Below are 17361 nucleotides of genomic sequence, written 5' to 3'. Positions count from 1 at the left end.
GTCGAGTAACGGACGGAACCGCCCGCTCGCCCTTCCGCGTCCTTAGGTGAAGCCCGAGGGCGCTGGAGGTGGCGGGTGGACGAGCTCGGAGTCGAGGCACACGGCGTCACGCGGAGCTTCGGCGCCGTGCAGGCGCTGCGGGGGCTGGAGCTGACCGTTCCGTACGGGCAGGTCACCGCGCTGGTCGGGCCGAACGGGGCGGGCAAGACCACCCTGATGCTCATCCTGGCGACGCTGCTGGCCCCCGACACCGGCCAGGTCCGGATCGCCGGGTACGACCTGAGCACCCACCCCGAGCAGGTGCGGAGCTCGCTCGGCTGGATGCCGGACACGTTCGGCGTGTACGACCAGCTGAAGGTCCACGAGTACCTGGAGTTCTTCGCCGACGCCTACAGGCTGCCGCGCGATGAGAAGGGGCGCCGCGTCCGGGCGCTGCTGTCGCTCGTGCGCCTCGAGGAGACGGCCGTACGGCCCGTTCATGCGCTGTCGCGGGGGCAGAAGCAGCGGCTGGGGCTGGCGCGGGCGCTCATCCACAAGCCTCGGGTGCTCCTGCTGGACGAGCCCGCCTCCGGCCTCGACCCGCGTTCCCGGATCGAGTTGCGCGACCTCCTGCGCTCCCTGGCCGCCGACGGCGTCGCCGTGCTGGTGTCCAGCCACATCCTGAGCGAGCTGGAGGAGATCGCCGACCGGGTCGCCATGGTCGACCACGGCCGCAGCGCGGGCGAGCACCGCATGACCGACCTCACCTCCGCCGGGCCCGCGGGCCTGGGCGGGGCGCGCTGGCGGATCCGGGCGCTGGACCCGTCCGGGCTGGTCGAGAGCCTGCGGGTGCGGCCCGGCTTCGGCCTGGTCAGCGACCTGTCCGGCGGCGCCGAGGTCGGTCCGCTCACCGAGGAACAGGCGGCCGGCCTGCTCGCCGAGCTGGTCGCCGAAGGGGTGCGGGTCGTCGCGTACGGCCCGGTCGGGAGCGCGCTGGAGTCGGCGTACCTGGCCATGACAGAGAGCCGGCGGTAAGGGGAGGTCGACGCCATGACCCTGCACGGAATCGGACTGGTGGCCGGGCAGGAGGTCCGGACCCGGCTGCGTACGGGTCGCTGGAAGATCCTGCTGGCCACCTGGTGCCTGGTGGTGAACGCGCTCGGGATCATGTTCCGGGTGTCCCTGGACGGAACGGCCGGTCCCTACACCGGGGAGAACGACAACGGCGTCATCATGTTCGGCGCCCTGCTGCTGGCGGTCCTGGTGCTCACCCTCCTGGTGGTCCCGGTCCTCAGCGCCCAGTCGATCAACGGCGACCGTGAACGTGGCACCCTCGCCACCCTCCAGGTCACCCGCCTCACCGCGGGCGACATCGCGTTCGGCAAGCTCGCCGCCGCCTGGGGGACCGGCCTGGTGATCCTGGGCCTCGCCCTGCCCGCCGCGCTCATCCCGGTCATCGAGGGCGCGATCGGCCCCGGCAGAGCCCTGGTCGTCGTCGCCGTCGTGGCCCTGCAGATCGGCATCATCTGCGCGATGGCCCAAGGCTGGTCGGCCATCCTGGCCCGCAGCATCACCTCGATGATGATGTCCTACCTCACCGTCTTCGCTCTCCTCGCGCTCACTCCGATCGTCTACAACCTCGCCCTCCCGCTCACCGCCGAGAAGGTCCACGGCGGCGACTACAGCTACAACAAGAGCCACAGCGAACGCGTCTGGTGGCTCCTGGCGCCCAACCCGGTGGTCGTCCTCGCCGACGCCAGCCCACGCGTCCCCAAACGCCCCGTGGGCCCCGACGAATACCGCAGCGAACCGACGGACCCCCTGGGCGATCTGGGCCGCGACGTACGCCACATCCGCACCGGCCATCACGGCGACGACACCGACGGATTCGGCGCCGCCGTCTGGCCCTACGGCATGGGCTTCAATCTGGCCCTCGCCGGCGGCGCCGTCTGGCTCACCCGGCGACGCCTCACCATTCCCGCCCACCACCTCCCCAAGGGCATTCGCGTCGCCTAAAGTATTTGGCGCAGGCAGCGGTTCCGCATCAAGAAAGAACGCCACTGTGGAGGATCGGTGCGAGGATTTCTTGTATCCGTGCGTGGACTGCGAATCCTCGCACTGGCTCTGCTCCTGTTGGCGACCATCATCGGGGTGCTGGTGTCACCCTTCGCGATGCGCTCCTTCTTGCTCAAGTGGTCGATCGACTGGCGTCTGCTCAGTGATGTAGGCCAGACGTATGGTGCGATTGCGGCGGTCCTCTCTGCCGGTGCGCTCGTTGCTCTGGGCTTCTCTCTCTTTTTCCAGACGCGTGAGCTGCGGCAATCGCGCGAACAGGCCGCCAGAACGACTCATGCCGAACTCATGAAGATGGTTCTGGATGAGCCCGTTTACAGGGAGTGCATAGGGGCGGGCGATATGACTGACATTGAGCTGCGGCAGGGCATCTTCCTGAACCTGCTGCTGAACTGGTGGCAAATGAGGTGGGTGTTCGGGGACATCTACGAGAGTGAAGTTCACGAGCTGGCCCGGAACGAGATATTCGGCGCCGAACCAGGCCGAAGGTACTGGGAGCTGCACGGGATGACACGTATCGACCGTGCGGACGGCAGTCGAGCTCGGCGGTTCAATGAGATCTTCGATGAGGAGTACGCGGCCGCGGTCGCTTCGGGGCCGCTGCGAGCTCGGCCGGACAGCAGTGCGGCCGCCCTCCCGGGCGGCTCGCTTCGCTGGTCTGCGTCGCTACTTGGAGCGGTGGGCCTGGGGGCGGGACTGGCGGTCGTCGGCGGGCGCCTGATCAACCGGACGAGTGGTGTCCGGAGTCGAGGGCGCCGGTCTTGATCTCTCTGATCAGGGAGTGCCAGTCACGCTGGGTGAGAACGATGGCCGGAGGATCACCGGCCTGATGCTCTCCACGGATCGCGATCGTGTCGCCGGACAGCCGGCGTACCTCCACGCAGGTGTTGCTGGCGCCGCAGTGCCGGCTCTTGATCCATGGACTCGGGGATGCCTGCTCAGCGCGCATCCCACCTCCTCGATGGGTCGGCGGACGTGGACAGGCGTCATTGCCAAGCTGGTTCTACCCATCGCTAAGGCAAAATATTGACGCGCCGAGCGACCTTGTCGGAGGTTACGGAGCGCGTTCGCCGCCTAGATCGGTGGGCCGCCACTTGCCCGGCCGGTCGGCGGTGTGGAACGAAGATTCAAAGTGGCAGAGCGCCCGTCGATGATCTTTGAGACGGGCGCCCCTTTCTCGGTGTGCCGTGTGCTCAGCGATTAAAGGTCGAAATCGCCGCTCTTGATGTTCGTGATGAACGAACGCCAAGTCTTGGCTTCGAACCGTAGTACCGGCCCGTTGGTGCCATCTTTGGTGTCGCGCGTGCCGATCAGGCCGTCCTCGAGCACCCCTACTTCAACGCATGTCGCGCTTCCGCCGCACTGTGTACTTTTCCGCCAGATGACGGATTTCGTCGCCAAGGGTGGCACCTTGGGTCCTCCATGGTTCGGTGTCCGATTTTGAGCGCGCAGGCGGATGCCCTAAGAACCCACAACGGCGTTAAGGCCGTGAAAGCGGGAGTGGCTCAGTCACACTTCGCGCCGGACTTTACCATCGCCCACGCCGCGGGCGTGCCAGGGGGCGCGCCCGCGTCTGGCCGTTTTTCTCAGCTGCTGCGGCGCCACCAATCGCGAATTTCTTCGAGGAGGAGCCTGGACTCGTCAGGTGAAAGGGAGTCCTGGCCCATTTGGTCATGTGCGAGACGATACATGTTCGTCTCGCGTTCGTTTTCCAGATAATGCAGTGTCAGGCTTTCGGTGTGAACGGTGTCCGGGAATGGAGTGTCATAGAGCGGGGGGAACTCCAGCAAGGTGAACGAGCCGCCCAGAATTCGGTGCGGATTGTTCAGTGGCATTATTTGAATCTGAATGTGCGGTGCGGTGGAGATCCGGTGCAGGTGCTCGACCTGTTCGATCATCACTTCCGGGTCCCCGATTCTGCGCTTCAGAACGGCTTCGTCAAGGACGACTCCGAGCTCGAGGGGGCGGGTCTGGCGGTGCACCACCTGCTGGCGCCGCATCCGGACCTCGATGCGCCGTTCGATCTCCTGTGGCGTCAAGGTGTCGACGACCTGCCAGCCCCGGATCACGGAGCGGGCGTAGGCCTCGGTCTGGAGCAGGCCTGGGATCACGAGGTTCTCCCAGCACAGGGCCTTGCTGGCGTCGGCCTCGAGGGCGATCAGCTGGGCGTACCCGGACCCGATGGACGGGTAGTCCTCCCACCAGCGCTTCTCCGCGGCGTCCTTGGCGAGCTCGACGAGTTCCTCGCGGTGCGGGCCGTTGACCTCGTAGAGATCCAGCATGCGGCGGACGTCGGCCAGCCGTGCCCCGGTGCGGGCGTTCTCGATGCGGCTGACCTTGGCCGTGCTCCATTCGAGCCGTGCCGCGACGTCGTCTCCGGTGAGGTCCAGATCCTCGCGGAGCCGGCGCAGCTCGGCGGCGAGCCGGCGCTGGCGAACCGAGGGACGTGGCGATGCGCTCATGGCTGCGGCCTCTCCCGCCCGACGGGGTGCTCTGTTCTCGACCCGTGCGATCCGCGGCGCCGTGGCGAGATTGAGCCTGGCGACGCAGGACCGCGCGTTGATTGATTGTACGACTGAGGGGAATCCTTCACCGTACATGACACTGTAACTTGCACAGCAACCTGCATTTGACCACAATCAGATAAAGCGGCCGACACTAGACAACGACCGCCACGGTCGGACGTTGACCAGGCCACAAGCGTGATCGAGCGCCGATCCCCCTACGATCGCGCCGGCGGCTGGCACCGGCGCGGCAGCAGGGCCCGCGACCGCAACGGAGCCTCGCAGGGCCACCCCCAATTGATCATCTCGGCTCACCCGCCGGGAGAAATGGAGGGGTCCGGTGGACAATCTTCCCCTGCACCGAAGCATCCTCGCCGTCGATATGGAGAGATCGACTAGCCCGCTCCGTACCAATCCCATCAAGGGCGAGCTGCGCGGCCACCTCTACCGAATGCTCGAACAGGCCATGGCCTGCGCCGGAATCGGAACGCGCCAGTGTGACCCGTTCGAAGACCGCGGAGACGGGGTGCTCGCGCTGATCCATCCCAGCGACCACGTCCCCAAGACCTACCTGCTGAGCCGATTCATCCCCGAGCTGTCCCGTCTCCTGGTGGAGTACAACCTCGGCCTGCCTCCGGACGAGTGGCCTCGCCGGGGCCTGCGCCTGCGGGCCGTCGTTCACGCGGGCGAGATCCACCACGACCGTCACGGCTACTTCGGTGAGGCCATCGACGTGGCCTGCCGCCTGCTGGACGCCCGTCCCGTCAAGAAGGCGCTCCAAGGAGTCACCGCTCCGCTCGTCCTGGTCGTTTCGAAGGAGATCTTCGAGACCGTCGTCAAGCACGAGTACGACGGCATCTCCATGGCCACCTACCAGCCCGACGTGCGCCTTCATGTGGCCGGCCAGCGCCGTCAGGGCTGGCTCCACATCCCCACCGAGGCGATGGAACTGCGTGCTTGCGAGCCTTTGGCCTCCGCGCGGGCCCTCCGTCGTTTCAGCCCTGAAGCCGATCACTCGGCAGCCTGATGCCCTGATGCCCTGATGCCGGGTCCGGGATTCCGGGGGTTTAGGAGTCCCGGGCCGCTGAGTTCTCCTGCCGTCGGGTGGCTCACTGGTCGGCGTCACTACTGAACGCCGGCGGGTGGGCGTGGCAGGGTGGGGGCGTGATCGTGGGTGTGGGGATCGACGTGGTCGACATCGCGCGGTTCGAGCGGGCGCTGGAGCGGACGCCGGGCTTGCGGGATCGGTTGTTCACCGAGGTGGAGCGGGGGATGCTGCCGCGGTCGCTGGCGGCTCGGTTCGCGGCCAAGGAGGCGCTGGCCAAGGCCCTCGGGGCGCCGCGCGGGTTGTTGTGGACCGATGCCGAAGTGCAGCGGGGCGAGCGGGGGCGGCCCGTGCTGAAGGTGACGGGGACCGTCGCGGCGGCGGCCGAGGAACGCGGGGTCGATCGCTGGCATGTGTCGCTGAGCCATGACGGTGGGATCGCGACGGCCGTTGTCATCGCCGAGTCTGGGGAGCTGGGATGAGGTACGCGCACGAGGTGGGCAAGGTCCGGGCCGCGGAGGAGGCCCTGATGGCGCGCCTGCCTGAGGGGACCTTGATGCAGCGGGCGGCGGCCGGGCTGGCCGCTGTTTGTGTTCGGCTGCTGCCGGGGGTCTATGGGGCCGAGGTTGTGCTCTTGGTCGGTGGTGGGGACAACGGTGGAGACGCGCTTTATGCGGGTGCGCGGCTTGCCAGGCGGGGCGCTCGGGTTGTCGCCGTTCAGGCGGGGTCTCGGATTCATGAGGGCGGGCTCGCGGCGCTTCGGGCGGCGGGGGGACGGCTTGAGAGCGATCCTGAGGTGCTTGATAAAGCCGATCTCATTGTTGACGGACTGACCGGGATCGGTGGAACGGGGGCGCTGCGGGAGCCTTATGCGGGGCTTGCCGCCAGGGCGTCGGAGTCCACGGGGATCGTGGTCGCCTGTGATGTGCCGAGTGGTGTCGATGCGGGATCTGGACAGGTCGAGGGGGTTGCCGTTCAGGCCGATGTGACGGTCACGTTCGGCACGCACAAGCCCGGCCTGCTGATCGATCCGGGGGCTTCGCGGTGCGGGGTCGTGGAGTTGGTCGATATCGGGTTGGGTGCGGATCTGCCGGATCCGGATGTTGTTGCCCCCTGGCCTGCTGACATTCGGCCGCCTGAGCCCGGGGCCGAGTCCGACAAGTACCGGCGCGGGGTCGTGGGGATCCTTGCGGGCAGCGAGGAGTTCACCGGCGCGGCCGTTCTGAGCACGGGCGGCGCGGTGCACGGCGGTGCGGGGATGGTTCGGTTCGCGTCGGTGCCGCATGCGGTGGAGGTCGTACGGCAGCGGTGGCCGGAGGCCGTCACGGCCGTCGTTGAGCCGGGTCCGAAGGTCGTCGAGCAGGTCGGGCGGGTCCAGGCGTGGGTCGTCGGGCCTGGGCTCGGAACGGGCGCCGAGGCCGAGGCTCTGCTGGAGTCGGTGCTGGGGACCGATCTGCCGGTGCTGGTTGACGCGGACGGGCTGACGGTGCTGGCTCGGCGGCGTGACCTGCTGCGGCGGGAGGCGCCGACCGTGCTGACTCCGCACGCGGGGGAACTGTCCCGGCTGATCGGTGCCGAACGTGAACTGATCGAGGCGCGGCGCCTGGAGTACGTACGGCGGGCAGCGGCGGAGCTGTCGGCGACCGTGCTGCTCAAGGGCTCGACGACGCTGATCGCCGAGGAGGCCCGGCCCGTACGGGTGAATCCGACCGGCACGCCGCGGCTGGCGACGGCCGGGACCGGTGACGTGCTGTCCGGGCTCATCGGGGCCTTGCTGGCGGGTGGGATGGCGGCTATCGACGCGGCGGCGGCCGGGGCCTATCTGCACGGGCTCGCCGCGCGGATCGCGTCCGCCGGGCCGTTCGGGTCGGAGGGCGAGTCGCCGATCAGCGCCTACGACGTCGTAAGCGCCCTGCCCCAGGCCTTTCGGTCGCTAGGCTGAACTTAGGCTGGGGCCCGCACGTCCAATGGATGTGAGACAGGTAAAACCCGACCACGCACGCGAGCGCGCAACCTGAGCGGGGAGCGAGCCGCAGGCGAAGCTCCTCGCGAAGACGGCGAAGCCGTGTCGCGCTCGCCGCTTCGCGGTTCGGGTCCGAGCCGCCAGGCGAGGGCCCGAGGCCGCGAAAGCCAAGCAAGCAAGGTAACCATGAGAAGTCCAGCACTGGCACGGATCGACCTCGACGCCATCAGCCACAACGTCTCGCTGCTGCGGGAGCGGGCCGGTGGCACCGAGGTCATGGCCATGGTGAAGGCCGAGGCCTATGGGCACGGCCTGGTCCCGGCCGCCCGTGCCGCGATCGCGGGCGGGGCGACCTGGCTCGGCGTGGCCAAGCTCGCCGAGGCCGTGGAACTGCGGCGCGCCGGGGTCGTCGGCGTGCCCTTGCTGGTGTGCGTGAGCGTGCCGGGCGAGCCGTACGACCAGGCCGTCACGCTGGGGATCGACCTGACCGCGGGCACGCCCCGGATGGTCGAGGAGATCGCCGCCGCGGCGGAACGGGCCGGACGCCCGGCCAGGCTTCACCTCAAGGCCGACACCGGGATGTCGCGGGGCGGCGCGGCGCCGGACGAGTGGCAGCCGCTGGTGGACGCGGCGCGCAAGGCCGAGACCGCCGGGCACCTGAACGTCGTGGGGCTCTACTCGCACTTCGCGTGCGCCGACGAGCCGGGCCACCCGTCGATCGCGGGCCAGCTCTCGGCGTTCAACGACTTCGTGGCGCTGGCCGAGGGCGCCGGGGTGCGGCCCGAGGTGCGGCACCTGTCCAACTCGGCCGCGATCCTCACGCTGCCCGAGGCCAGGTTCGATCTCGTACGGCCGGGCATCGCGATGTACGGCCTCACGCCGATGCCGCAGCTCGGCACGTTCGGGCTCCGGCCCGCGATGACGCTCACCGCCGACGCCGCGATGGTCAAGCGGGTCCCGGCGGGCAGCGGCGTCTCGTACGGCCACACCTACGTCACCGAACGCGAGACCACGCTCGCGCTGGTCCCGGCGGGTTACGGGGACGGGGTGCCGCGGCACGGATCCAACCTGCTGGAGGTGCTGGCGGGCGGGCGACGCCGCCGGATCGCCGGGCGGGTGTGCATGGACCAGTTCGTGATCGACCTGGGCGACGACAGCCTGTCCGAGGGGGACGAGATCGTGCTGTTCGGCCCGGGAGACCGCGGCGAGCCGACCGCTCAGGAGTGGGCGGACGCGCTCGGCACGATCTCGTATGAGATCGTCACCCGGATCGGATCCCGGGTTCCGCGAATGTACGCAGGCGGTCCGTCGTAGGGGGCGACCATGGACAGTAAGAACAAGCGCAGGTTCGGCATCGCGGGCGCGGTGGCGGGCGTCGGCGCGGCGGGCATCGGTGCCGCCGTCGGGCTGCGGCACCTGGCCGTCGGGCGGGTACGGCTGCGCCCCGACCCCGACGCGGGCGAGCCGTTCGGGGAACTGCGCGGCCGCGAGCTCACCGTGCTGGCGGACGACGGGCTGCCGCTGCACGTGGAGATCGACGGGCCGGACGACGCGCCGCTGACGCTGGTGTTCTGCCACGGCTACACGCTGAACCAGGACTCCTGGCACTACCAGCGCCGCGATCTCGCCGACGTACGGGCCGACGCGAGCCCGGCGTCCCGGCCGCGGATGGTCTTCTGGGACCAGCGCAGCCATGGCCGTTCGGGCCGCAGCAAGCCGACGCACGCGACGATCGACCAGACCGGCGAGGACCTGTACGCGGTGCTGCGCGCCACGACCCGGCCCGGCGACGCGGTCGTGCTGGTCGGGCACTCCATGGGCGGCATGTCGATCATGGCGCTGGCCGAGAGCCACCCCGAGGTCTTCGAGGACCAGGTCAAGGCGGTCGCGCTGATCAACACCTCCGGCGGCTCGCTGGCCGAGGTCTCGATGGGGCTGCCCCTGGTCGTGGCCAAGCTGGTCAGGCCGCTCGCGCCCGGCGCGCTGCGCGGCCTCGGCCGCCAGGCCGTCCTGGTCGACCGCGCACGCGGGCTCGGCGCCGACATCGCGTTCTTCGTCACCCGCCGGATGGCGTTCGCCGACAAGTACGTCAGCCCGACGGTCGTGGACTTCCTCGAGCAGATGATCAGAGCGACCCCGATCGATGTGATCGCGGAGTTCTACCCGGCCTTGATGGCGCACGACAAGGCGGGCGCGCTCAAGGTGATCGGCAAGGTCCCCGTGCTGGTCCTGGCCGGCGGCGAGGACCGCCTCACCCCGGCCGCGCACGGCCGCCTCATCGCCGAGTCCGTCCCGGACGCCGAGCTGGTCGAGGTCGACGACGCCGGGCACGTCCTGCCCCTCGAATACCCGGGCATGGTCACCGGCGGCCTGCGTCGCCTCGTCGAGCGCATCCGCCCCCGCCTGGAAGAACGCACCGCATGATGGGTGGAGTAGTGGTGAAGTGGTTGGAGGGCGGAGCGTGAGCGTGGCGATCTCGGTGCCGGCGGCGGAGGACATGCGGGACCTGGGCCTGCGGCTGGCCGGGCTGCTGCGCGCGGGGGACCTGCTGGTGCTGACCGGGGACCTGGGCGCGGGCAAGACCACCCTCACGCAGGGCATCGGCGAGGGGCTGAAGGTGCGCGGGCCGATCACCTCGCCGACCTTCGTCATCGCGCGGGTGCACCCGTCGCTGTGCGGCGGGCCGCCGCTGGTGCACGTGGACGCCTACCGCCTGGGCGGGTTCGCCGAGCTGGACGATCTGGACCTGGACGCCTCGGTCGGGGAATCGGTCACGATCGTCGAATGGGGCGAGGGTCTTGCCGAGGGCCTGACCGAAGATCGACTAGAAGTGATCATTTCTCGGGAGGCCGAGGACGGCTCCGAGAAACGGTCGGTAAAGATCGCCGGAATCGGCCATCGCTGGGCCGGCATGCTCGACGACCTGGCCTGACAGGAAACATCAACCGTTTTTTCTGTAAGTGTGATCCGACCACTTTGCGGTGGCATGACGTACTCTTTGCCGGAACGAACCTCACCTGCGTGACATGTCAGGTTTTCCCCCACGGGAGTTGAGTTCTGGTGAGTGGCAGCCATCGCAGCGGGAGTCACCGCTCTGACAGCGGGAGCTATCCGGCGGGATCCGGGGGCTACCGCGCGGGCAACAGCGGCGGGTACCGGTACGTCGAGGACCCGCGGCGGACGGGCAGCGGCAGCCACAGGGTCGTCCGCGAGGAGCGCCGCTCCGGCAGGCGCTGGATCTTCGTGTTCGCGGGCGTGGTGGCCGGGGCCGGGGCCTGCGTGCTCGCCGCGTTCGCCATCATGACCGGGCTGAACGCCGGCGAGCGGTCCTCGGGCGGCACGGTCAGCAGCAGCGGCGCCGCCGACAGCACGCCGATGTCGAACGGGGAGCGTTCGGTCGTCCCGGACGCCTGCCAGCTGGTCGGCGACGACCTGGCCGGCAAGCTCGCCCCGAACGCCGACCGCACTCAGGCCGACAACTACCAGAACAGCGACACCCAGAACCAGTGCGTCTGGGGCGCGTACACCGGCAGCAACAAGCGGCAGCTGACCGTCGAGCTGCGCGCGATCAGCGGGGCCCAGGAACAGAGCGCCACCGCCGCCGCCAAGGTCGCGTTCTCGGGTGAGCAGAAGGCCGACGAGTCGGGCAAGTCCCTGCTGGGCGGCCAGGAGCTGACCGAGAAGCAGCGGCTCAGCGACGTCGGCGACGAGGGCTACGTCGTCTACAGCGTGGACAAGGGCCAGGGCTCGGGCGAGGCGATCGCCAACGTGCGCGTGGTGAACGTCCTGGTGACCATCCACTACTCGGGCGCCAACCACGGCGAGCCGCTGGACGCGGGCAACGCGATCAAGGGCGCGATCGACACGGCCAAGAGCGCGGTCACGGGCCTCAGCTCCTCCTGACAGGTCCCCACCTCCTGCGCGGTACGGGTCGCGGTACGCGTGAGCTGCACTACGCTTTGAATTCGTGCTGGTCTTGGCTTTCGACACCGCAACCGCCGCGGTCACCGTCGCGCTCTATGAATGGTCCCCCGGAGAGGGGGTCGGGCGCCGCGGCGCCGCCGAGGCGGTCGACAGGCGCAGGCACACCGAGCTGCTCACCCCCTCCATCGCCCAGGTCATGGCCGAGGCGGGGGCGGCGCCGGGTGATCTCAGCGCGATCGTCGTCGGGGTGGGGCCCGGCCCGTACACCGGGCTGCGCGTCGGCCTGGTGACCGCCCGCGCGATGGGCGAGGCCCTGAAGATCCCGGTGCACGGCGTGTGCACGCTGGACATCATCGCCTGGGCCTCCGGCCGGGAGACGCCGTTCGCCGTGGCGACCGACGCCCGCCGCAAGGAGGTCTACTGGGCCCGCTACGACTCCAAGGGCGTGCGCGCCACCGATCCGGCCGTCGGCCCCGCCGCCGACGTACGGGAGGACGCGCCGGACGACCTGCCGGTGATCGGCGAGGGCGCGGAGCTCTACGCCGACGTTCTCGGTACGCGGGGCCAGGACCCTGCGCCGCTGCTGCCGTCCGCGACCGCGCTGGCCGAGCTCGCCGTGGCGCGCCTGTCGGGCGCCGTCCGCACCACGATGCTGCCGCCCGAGCCGCTCTACCTGCGCCGCCCGGACGCCAAGGAGCCCGGTCCCCGCAAGAAGGTCACGCCCGCATGAGCGAGACGACCCTGCGGGCCATGACGTACGACGATCTACCCGCCGTGATGCGGCTGGAGCACGAGCTGTTCCCCGAGGACGCGTGGAGCGAGCAGATGCTCCGCGGCGAGCTCGACGACCAGCCGCGCACCCGGCACTACGTGGTCGCCGAGACCGCCGAGGGCGAGATCATCGGCTATGCCGGGCTGGCGGCCGCGGGCGGGCAGGCCGACGTTCAGACGATCGGCGTGCTGCCCGGCCATCAGGGCGGTGGCGTGGGCGCGGCGCTGCTGACCGAGTTGCTCGACGAGGCGGTGCGGCGGGGGAGCGAGGCGGTGTTCCTGGAGGTGCGCGCCGACAACGACCGCGCGCGCCGGCTGTACGAGCGGTTCGGGTTCGACCGCGTGGGGCTGCGCAAGCGTTACTACCAGCCGTCCGGGGTGGACGCGATCGTGATGCGCCGCAACCTGGGCGGCGGAGCCGCTTCGGGGGGCGCGGGGGGTCGTCCCCCCTCGGGAAACACTGAGCGTGCGCCGCGCCGCGCGCCCGTCGGCTTCACCAGGGAGCAATCATGATCAGAGACTCCGAGCCCCTGGTCCTGGGGATCGAGACCTCCTGCGACGAGACCGGCGTCGGGATCGTGCGCGGCCACACGCTGCTGGCCGACGCGATCGCCTCCAGCGTCGACCAGCACGCGCGGTTCGGCGGCGTGGTGCCCGAGGTGGCCTCGCGCGCGCACCTGGAGGCGATGACGCCGACGGTCGAACGGGCGCTGGCCGATGCGGGCGTGGCGTTCGAGGACATCGACGCGTTCGCCGTGACCGCCGGCCCCGGCCTGCCGGGCGCGCTGATGGTCGGGGTGGCGGCGGCCAAGGCGTACGCGCTCTCGCTCGGCAAGCCGCTGTACGGGGTCAACCACCTCGCCGCCCATGTGGCCGTCGACCAGCTCGAACACGGCCCGCTGCCCAAGCCCTGCGTGGCCATGCTGGTGTCGGGCGGGCACTCTTCGCTGCTGCTGGTGCCGGACGTGGCCTCCGATGTACGGGCGCTGGGCTCCACCGTGGACGACGCGGCGGGCGAGGCGTTCGACAAGGTCGCCCGCGTGCTCGACCTCGGCTTCCCGGGCGGGCCGGTGATCGACCGGATGGCCCGTGAGGGCGACCCGGCGGCGATCGCGTTCCCGCGCGGCAAGTACGCCGACGGCACCTACGACTTCTCGTTCTCCGGCCTCAAGACCGCGGTCGCCCGCTGGGTCGAGGCCAGGGAACGCGCCGGGGAGCCCGTGCCGGTGGCCGACGTCGCCGCGTCCTTCCAGGAGGCCGTGGTGGACGTGCTGACCCACAAGGCGCTCAAGGTCTGCAAGGACAACGAGGTCACCGACCTGCTGATCGGCGGCGGTGTCGCGGCCAACTCCCGCCTGCGCGCGCTCGCCAAGGAACGCTGCGAGGCGGTGGGCGTACGGGTGCGCGTGCCGAGGCCGAAGCTGTGCACCGACAACGGCGCGATGGTCGCGGCCCTCGGCTCCGAGCTGGTCGCCTCCGGCCTGGCCCCCTCCGAGCTCGACCTCCCCGCCGACTCCAGCCTCCCCATCGAGACCATTCGCCTCTAATACGCCGATCTTGCTCTCAGCGCCCTTCATTCGCGCGTGGAAGGGCGCTGAGAGCAAGATCGGCGAGGTTTCAGGGGGTGGGCGCTCCGAGCTCGGCGAGCTGGGTGGCCAGGTGCTCTTCGAAGAGCGGGATCTGGGCCTCGTCCAGGACCCGGTGGGAGTCCTCGGGCAGGAGGTCGAGCACGGCCCGGATGTCCCAGAACGGGTCGTGCCGGTAGCCGCCCGACACCTGGTCGAACGCGGCCAGGAAGCGGTCGGCGGCGGCCTGGCCGTACCGCAGCACCAGGCTCAGCCGCATCTGCGCGATGTCGACCGCGACGGGTCCGTACGAGGCGTCCGACCAGTCGACGACGCCGGTGAGGCGCCCGTACGACCAGAGCGTGTTGTCGGGGTGGTAGTCGCGGTGGATGAAGCGCGACGGCGCCTCGGGCGCGGGCCGCGCGGCGACGTCGAAGGCGCTCTCCCACACCTCGGGGCGCAGCGCGTGCTTGGGCGGCAGCCGCACGCCGAGCCGGTTGTACGGGTTGTACGGCGGCATCGTGGACGCGCCGTTCAGCGCGTGCACGCTCAGCAGCGCGGCGGCGAGCTGGATCAGGTACTCGGGGAGGTCCTCAGGTGCGGGCCGCGGCGGATGGCCGATCAGGCGGGTGATGAGCAGCGCTGGAGCGTCCGCGTAGGCGCCGCCGGGGTCGGCGGCGACGAGCGAGGGGGTCGGCAGCTCGCAGCCGGCGAGCAGGGCGAGTGCGGCGATCTCACGTTCCGGCGAGAACTCGGCACCGCCGCGGCCGCTCGCCATCATGCCCGCGCTGAAGCCCGGGCTCACGCTGAGCGTCGGCCCGCCGATCGCGGGTACGCGCGACGCCGGCATGCGCGACGCGGAGCCTGAGGCCGATGCCAGGTCCGTGGTGGACGCGAGGTCCGGGCCTGCTGCCAGGTCCGTGGTCGACGCGACGTTCGGGGAGGACGCGACGTTCGGCGCGGGATCGGCCGGGGCGGCGGGCGCGGTCAGGTGGGCGGGCAGCCAGCGGCGCAGGACGAGCCGGTGGGCGCTGCCCGAGCGGCTCTCGGCGAGCACCGCGTGGTTGACGTGCGCGACGCCGCCCGCCAGGGGGCGGACCATCTTCACCGAGGCGCCCTGGCCGAGGCACTGCTCGACCCATCGCAGGGTCGAGCGGCTGGGCGGTGCGCCGTTCGGTAGGCGGAGTGCCGGACTCTTGGTCACGACTTCCATGAAAACGGATTCCGATGGGTATTGAGAGTGATTTTGTAAACCCGGAACGTAACGAAACGCACGTCATGGCGCTAAACGGAAGATGTGGGCGGGGGAAAGGGGGTGACTGGGGGATCAGGTGGTGCGGCCTTGGCGGAGCATCGCGCGGTCTTGGCGGAACGGCGTGCGGGCCGGGTGAAACCGGACGGCCTTGGCGGAGCGCCCCCGGAACCGGGAGGGAGCGCCCCGCCACTGGGCCTCAGTCCTTGCCTTCGCGGCGCGGACGCAGCAGTGCCTCGGCGAGCGCCAGCATCGTCTCCTCCAGCGTGGAGAGCCGCTTCAGAACGTCCTCGTGCACGGCGGTCACCTGCTTGGTGACGTCGTCATGGACGCTGTCGACCTTCTTGCCGACCTCGTCCTGCACGTTCTCAAAGCGCTTGCCGACCTCCAGCTGAACGGCCTCGGCGCGGCGGGTCACCTCGTCGGTGACGCCGTCGAACCGCTTGGCGAACTCCTCGGCGGCGCCGCCGACCTTCTTGGCGACGTCCTCATGAATGCCGTCGACCTGCTTGGTCACGTCCTCGTGAATGCCGTCGACCTGCTTGGTCACGTTCTCGTGGATCCCGTCGATCCGCTTGGTGACGTCGTCGTGGACACCGGTGACCTGGCGGGACACCTCGGTGTGCACGGACTCGACCTGCTTGGTGACGTCGGTGTGCACCGACTCGACGCGGCGGGAGACGATGTCCACCTGGTTGGTGAACTCCTCCAGGGCGCCGTCGACCTTCTTGGTGACCTCCTCGTGGATCCCCTCGATCCGCTTGCGGACGTCCTCGTGCACGTCCTCGAACCGGCGGGAGAACTCGTCCATGCGCTTGGCGACGTCGCTGTAGGCCGTCTCGGCGATCTGGGACATGGTCGCCTTGACCTCGTCCCGGTCCGGCCTGGCCCGCAGCTCCTCGATCAGCGGGTCGACCGCGTCGACGAGGTGCTTCTCCAGCGCGTCGAAACGGTCGCTGTGGTCGACCACCGGACGCTGCGCCAGCTCGGTGAGACGCCGGTGCAGCTCGGAGATCTCCAGCGTGGCGGGGAGCTGCCCGATGCGGTCGTTGACCCCGTCGATGCGGTCGTCGACGCCCTCGAACCTGCCGTCCAGCCCGTCCAGCTTGCCCGACAGCCCCTCGAGTCGGCCATCGAGCCCGTCCAGACGCCCGTCGAGCCCGTCCAGCCGGCCGCCGACGCCCTCGACCCTGCCGTTCACGGCCTCCAAACCCTGGTCGACCCGCTCGGCCATCTCACCCAGCGACTGGTCGACGCGGGTGGTGACCCCGTTGATCGAATGCTCGAGCTTCTCCGCCCGGTGCCCGAGTTCGGCGAGGGACTTGTCCAGCCGGTTGAAGCGCACGGAGGCGGCTTCCATGCTGCCCTGGAGCTTGTCCAGGCGCTTGGTCATCTCCTCCATCCGCTGCGACGCCTGCTGGGTGGCGTCGGTGATGTTCTGCGCGGAGTCCAGGACCGCCTGCAGCCGGGAGAGGCCCTCATCGACGTTCTCGGCGACCACACCGACGTCGGCCCAGAGCGCGGGCAGCTCGGCCACCGGCTTGATGCGGTCGCCCACCGCCTCGATGTGCTCGGCAAGCCCCTCGGCCCATTCCGGCGGCTTGGCCGACAGCTCGTCGACCTGACCCCGCACACTGTCCAGCTGCCCCGTCAGCCCGTTGAGCTCCCGCTCCCGGACCTCCCGCAGCAGCCACTCCATACCTTCCAGTCGCTGGCGTATCTCATCCAGGACCTGACCCTGTGAGCGCTGTTCATAGACGTGGTCCTGCGCCGCACGGGCGAGCAACTCCCGCATCCGGTCCGAAACCGGTTGACCCCCCGTCTGCAGGAAGTTGTGATTCGTTTCCACCCGATGCTCCTTCGTGTGCCGACGCGATGAAATGGTGCGCGGCAATGAATCGTGAAGAAGCCAACTGTAGTGCGTCCGCCGGGCGCTTATTAGAGGGAGCAAAGAACATTACGAGTTCTGTGGAATGCGCTTCTTTCCCGAGTGGTGCGGAAAGTGGGCGATCATTACCTCTGCCCTGATTCGGGCGATCTGCCTAAAACCGGCGGTGACGTCCCTCGTACGCCCGGCCGCCGTGACCGTTGCTGGGCAGCGGCGGCGGGAGACTGCAGCCGCACGTCTCGACCAGCTTGACCAGCTCGTATTCCCCTATGAGCACGGCCCGGCAGGCGGTGCACTGCTCGATCAGGATCCCGTCGCGCTGGTAGCCGACCATTTCGGCACGGCATTTGGGGCAGTGCATCGGCCGCCTCCCCGGGTGATGATCAAGGTACGCCGT

The 17361-nt window shown here is 69.8% G+C and carries 19 protein-coding genes; 13 read left to right on the top strand and 6 right to left on the bottom strand.

The window, feature by feature from the left end; genetic code table 11:
- Positions 1–75 precede the first annotated feature (75 nt).
- The 3 genes from J4573_RS34480 to J4573_RS56775 all read left to right on the top strand — a co-directional run bounded on the left by J4573_RS34480 (position 76) and on the right by J4573_RS56775 (position 2817).
- Positions 76–1014 (top strand): ABC transporter ATP-binding protein, encoded by a 939-nt coding sequence (locus J4573_RS34480; RefSeq protein WP_208260123.1) that lies wholly within the window; start codon positions 76–78, stop codon positions 1012–1014.
- A gap of 15 nt (positions 1015–1029) precedes the next feature.
- On the top strand, positions 1030–1995 hold the full coding sequence (locus tag J4573_RS34475) for an ABC transporter permease (protein WP_208260122.1): 966 nt from the start codon (positions 1030–1032) through the stop codon (positions 1993–1995).
- Between the two features lie 156 nt (positions 1996–2151).
- Positions 2152–2817: a DUF6082 family protein gene (locus J4573_RS56775; protein ID WP_372442950.1), complete on the top strand. Its 666-nt coding sequence runs from the start codon at positions 2152–2154 to the stop codon at positions 2815–2817.
- Here J4573_RS56775 and J4573_RS34465 read toward each other — a convergent pair.
- From J4573_RS34465 to J4573_RS34455, 3 genes are all read right to left on the bottom strand, one after another.
- Positions 2774–3001: a DUF397 domain-containing protein gene (locus J4573_RS34465; protein WP_208260119.1), complete on the bottom strand. Its 228-nt coding sequence runs from the start codon at positions 2999–3001 to the stop codon at positions 2774–2776. The two genes, J4573_RS56775 and J4573_RS34465, sit on opposite strands and share 44 nt — an antisense overlap.
- 251 nt (positions 3002–3252) lie before the next feature.
- On the bottom strand, positions 3253–3453 hold the full coding sequence (locus tag J4573_RS34460; RefSeq protein WP_208260118.1) for a DUF397 domain-containing protein: 201 nt from the start codon (positions 3451–3453) through the stop codon (positions 3253–3255).
- Between the two features lie 185 nt (positions 3454–3638).
- Positions 3639–4514: a helix-turn-helix domain-containing protein gene (locus J4573_RS34455; protein WP_208260116.1), complete on the bottom strand. Its 876-nt coding sequence runs from the start codon at positions 4512–4514 to the stop codon at positions 3639–3641.
- A 424-nt stretch (positions 4515–4938) separates the two neighbouring features.
- Here J4573_RS34455 and J4573_RS34450 point away from each other — a divergent pair, with 424 nt between their 5' ends.
- The 10 genes from J4573_RS34450 to tsaD all read left to right on the top strand — a co-directional run bounded on the left by J4573_RS34450 (position 4939) and on the right by tsaD (position 13806).
- On the top strand, positions 4939–5583 hold the full coding sequence (locus J4573_RS34450) for a hypothetical protein (RefSeq protein ID WP_208260115.1): 645 nt from the start codon (positions 4939–4941) through the stop codon (positions 5581–5583).
- 137 nt (positions 5584–5720) lie between these two features.
- A complete protein-coding gene (locus tag J4573_RS34445) occupies positions 5721–6083 on the top strand; it encodes a holo-ACP synthase (RefSeq protein WP_208260114.1) in 363 nt (120 codons plus the stop codon).
- Positions 6080–7543 (top strand): NAD(P)H-hydrate dehydratase, encoded by a 1464-nt coding sequence (locus J4573_RS34440; protein ID WP_208260112.1) that lies wholly within the window; start codon positions 6080–6082, stop codon positions 7541–7543. Before J4573_RS34445 ends, J4573_RS34440 begins: the two co-directional genes overlap by 4 nt.
- A gap of 207 nt (positions 7544–7750) precedes the next feature.
- Positions 7751–8878, top strand: a complete 1128-nt coding sequence (alr, locus tag J4573_RS34435) for an alanine racemase (protein WP_208260111.1) — start codon at positions 7751–7753, stop codon at positions 8876–8878.
- A 9-nt stretch (positions 8879–8887) separates the two neighbouring features.
- Positions 8888–9988, top strand: a complete 1101-nt coding sequence (locus tag J4573_RS34430) for an alpha/beta fold hydrolase (protein ID WP_208260110.1) — start codon at positions 8888–8890, stop codon at positions 9986–9988.
- A 73-nt stretch (positions 9989–10061) separates the two neighbouring features.
- Positions 10062–10496, top strand: coding sequence for a tRNA (adenosine(37)-N6)-threonylcarbamoyltransferase complex ATPase subunit type 1 TsaE (gene tsaE / locus J4573_RS34425; RefSeq protein WP_208260230.1), 435 nt, complete (start codon positions 10062–10064; stop codon positions 10494–10496).
- Positions 10497–10624: 128 nt separating this feature from the next.
- Positions 10625–11467, top strand: coding sequence for a hypothetical protein (locus tag J4573_RS34420; RefSeq protein ID WP_208260109.1), 843 nt, complete (start codon positions 10625–10627; stop codon positions 11465–11467).
- Between the two features lie 64 nt (positions 11468–11531).
- Positions 11532–12218, top strand: coding sequence for a tRNA (adenosine(37)-N6)-threonylcarbamoyltransferase complex dimerization subunit type 1 TsaB (gene tsaB, locus J4573_RS34415; protein WP_208260108.1), 687 nt, complete (start codon positions 11532–11534; stop codon positions 12216–12218).
- Positions 12215–12772 carry a ribosomal protein S18-alanine N-acetyltransferase gene (gene rimI, locus J4573_RS34410; RefSeq protein WP_307797126.1) on the top strand — a complete coding sequence of 186 codons (558 nt, stop codon included), beginning with the start codon at positions 12215–12217 and terminating at the stop codon, positions 12770–12772. Before tsaB ends, rimI begins: the two co-directional genes overlap by 4 nt.
- A complete protein-coding gene (gene tsaD / locus J4573_RS34405) occupies positions 12769–13806 on the top strand; it encodes a tRNA (adenosine(37)-N6)-threonylcarbamoyltransferase complex transferase subunit TsaD (RefSeq protein ID WP_208260103.1) in 1038 nt (345 codons plus the stop codon). The genes rimI and tsaD overlap by 4 nt, the downstream gene beginning before the upstream one ends.
- Before the next feature lie 70 nt (positions 13807–13876).
- Here the strand turns inward: tsaD and J4573_RS34400 are convergent, their stop codons facing one another.
- The 3 genes from J4573_RS34400 to J4573_RS34390 form a co-directional block, all read right to left on the bottom strand.
- The gene (locus J4573_RS34400; protein ID WP_372442942.1) at positions 13877–15037 is read right to left on the bottom strand and encodes an aminoglycoside phosphotransferase family protein; all 1161 of its coding nucleotides are present in this window, start codon (positions 15035–15037) and stop codon (positions 13877–13879) included.
- Between the two features lie 238 nt (positions 15038–15275).
- Complete coding sequence (locus J4573_RS34395) at positions 15276–16775, bottom strand: hypothetical protein (protein WP_243773994.1); 1500 nt, start codon at positions 16773–16775, stop codon at positions 15276–15278.
- A gap of 343 nt (positions 16776–17118) precedes the next feature.
- Positions 17119–17325 carry a TFIIB-type zinc ribbon-containing protein gene (locus tag J4573_RS34390; protein ID WP_208260101.1) on the bottom strand — a complete coding sequence of 69 codons (207 nt, stop codon included), beginning with the start codon at positions 17323–17325 and terminating at the stop codon, positions 17119–17121.
- Positions 17326–17361: the final 36 nt, after the last annotated feature.

It is taken from the genome of Actinomadura barringtoniae (assembly GCF_017573505.1).
GTDB classification, from domain to species: domain Bacteria; phylum Actinomycetota; class Actinomycetes; order Streptosporangiales; family Streptosporangiaceae; genus Spirillospora; species Spirillospora barringtoniae.
This window is presented reverse-complemented; position numbering and strand designations above follow the sequence as displayed.

Bases quoted from the DNA above. Each gene is read 5' to 3' on its own strand.
- J4573_RS34400 (WP_372442942.1), bottom strand. From the start codon at position 15,037: ATGGAAGTCGTGACCAAGAGTCCGGCACTCCGCCTACCGAACGGCGCA.
- J4573_RS34440 (WP_208260112.1), top strand. From the start codon at position 6,080: ATGAGGTACGCGCACGAGGTGGGCAAGGTCCGGGCCGCGGAGGAGGCC.
- J4573_RS34395 (WP_243773994.1), bottom strand. From the start codon at position 16,775: ATGGAGTGGCTGCTGCGGGAGGTCCGGGAGCGGGAGCTCAACGGGCTG.
- J4573_RS34390 (WP_208260101.1), bottom strand. From the start codon at position 17,325: ATGCACTGCCCCAAATGCCGTGCCGAAATGGTCGGCTACCAGCGCGAC.
- J4573_RS34475 (WP_208260122.1), top strand. From the start codon at position 1,030: ATGACCCTGCACGGAATCGGACTGGTGGCCGGGCAGGAGGTCCGGACC.
- J4573_RS56775 (WP_372442950.1), top strand. From the start codon at position 2,152: ATGCGCTCCTTCTTGCTCAAGTGGTCGATCGACTGGCGTCTGCTCAGT.
- alr (WP_208260111.1), top strand. From the start codon at position 7,751: ATGAGAAGTCCAGCACTGGCACGGATCGACCTCGACGCCATCAGCCAC.
- J4573_RS34455 (WP_208260116.1), bottom strand. From the start codon at position 4,514: ATGAGCGCATCGCCACGTCCCTCGGTTCGCCAGCGCCGGCTCGCCGCC.
- J4573_RS34430 (WP_208260110.1), top strand. From the start codon at position 8,888: ATGGACAGTAAGAACAAGCGCAGGTTCGGCATCGCGGGCGCGGTGGCG.
- rimI (WP_307797126.1), top strand. From the start codon at position 12,215: ATGAGCGAGACGACCCTGCGGGCCATGACGTACGACGATCTACCCGCC.
- tsaE (WP_208260230.1), top strand. From the start codon at position 10,062: ATGCGGGACCTGGGCCTGCGGCTGGCCGGGCTGCTGCGCGCGGGGGAC.
- tsaD (WP_208260103.1), top strand. From the start codon at position 12,769: ATGATCAGAGACTCCGAGCCCCTGGTCCTGGGGATCGAGACCTCCTGC.
- J4573_RS34450 (WP_208260115.1), top strand. From the start codon at position 4,939: ATGGAGAGATCGACTAGCCCGCTCCGTACCAATCCCATCAAGGGCGAG.
- J4573_RS34465 (WP_208260119.1), bottom strand. From the start codon at position 3,001: ATGCGCGCTGAGCAGGCATCCCCGAGTCCATGGATCAAGAGCCGGCAC.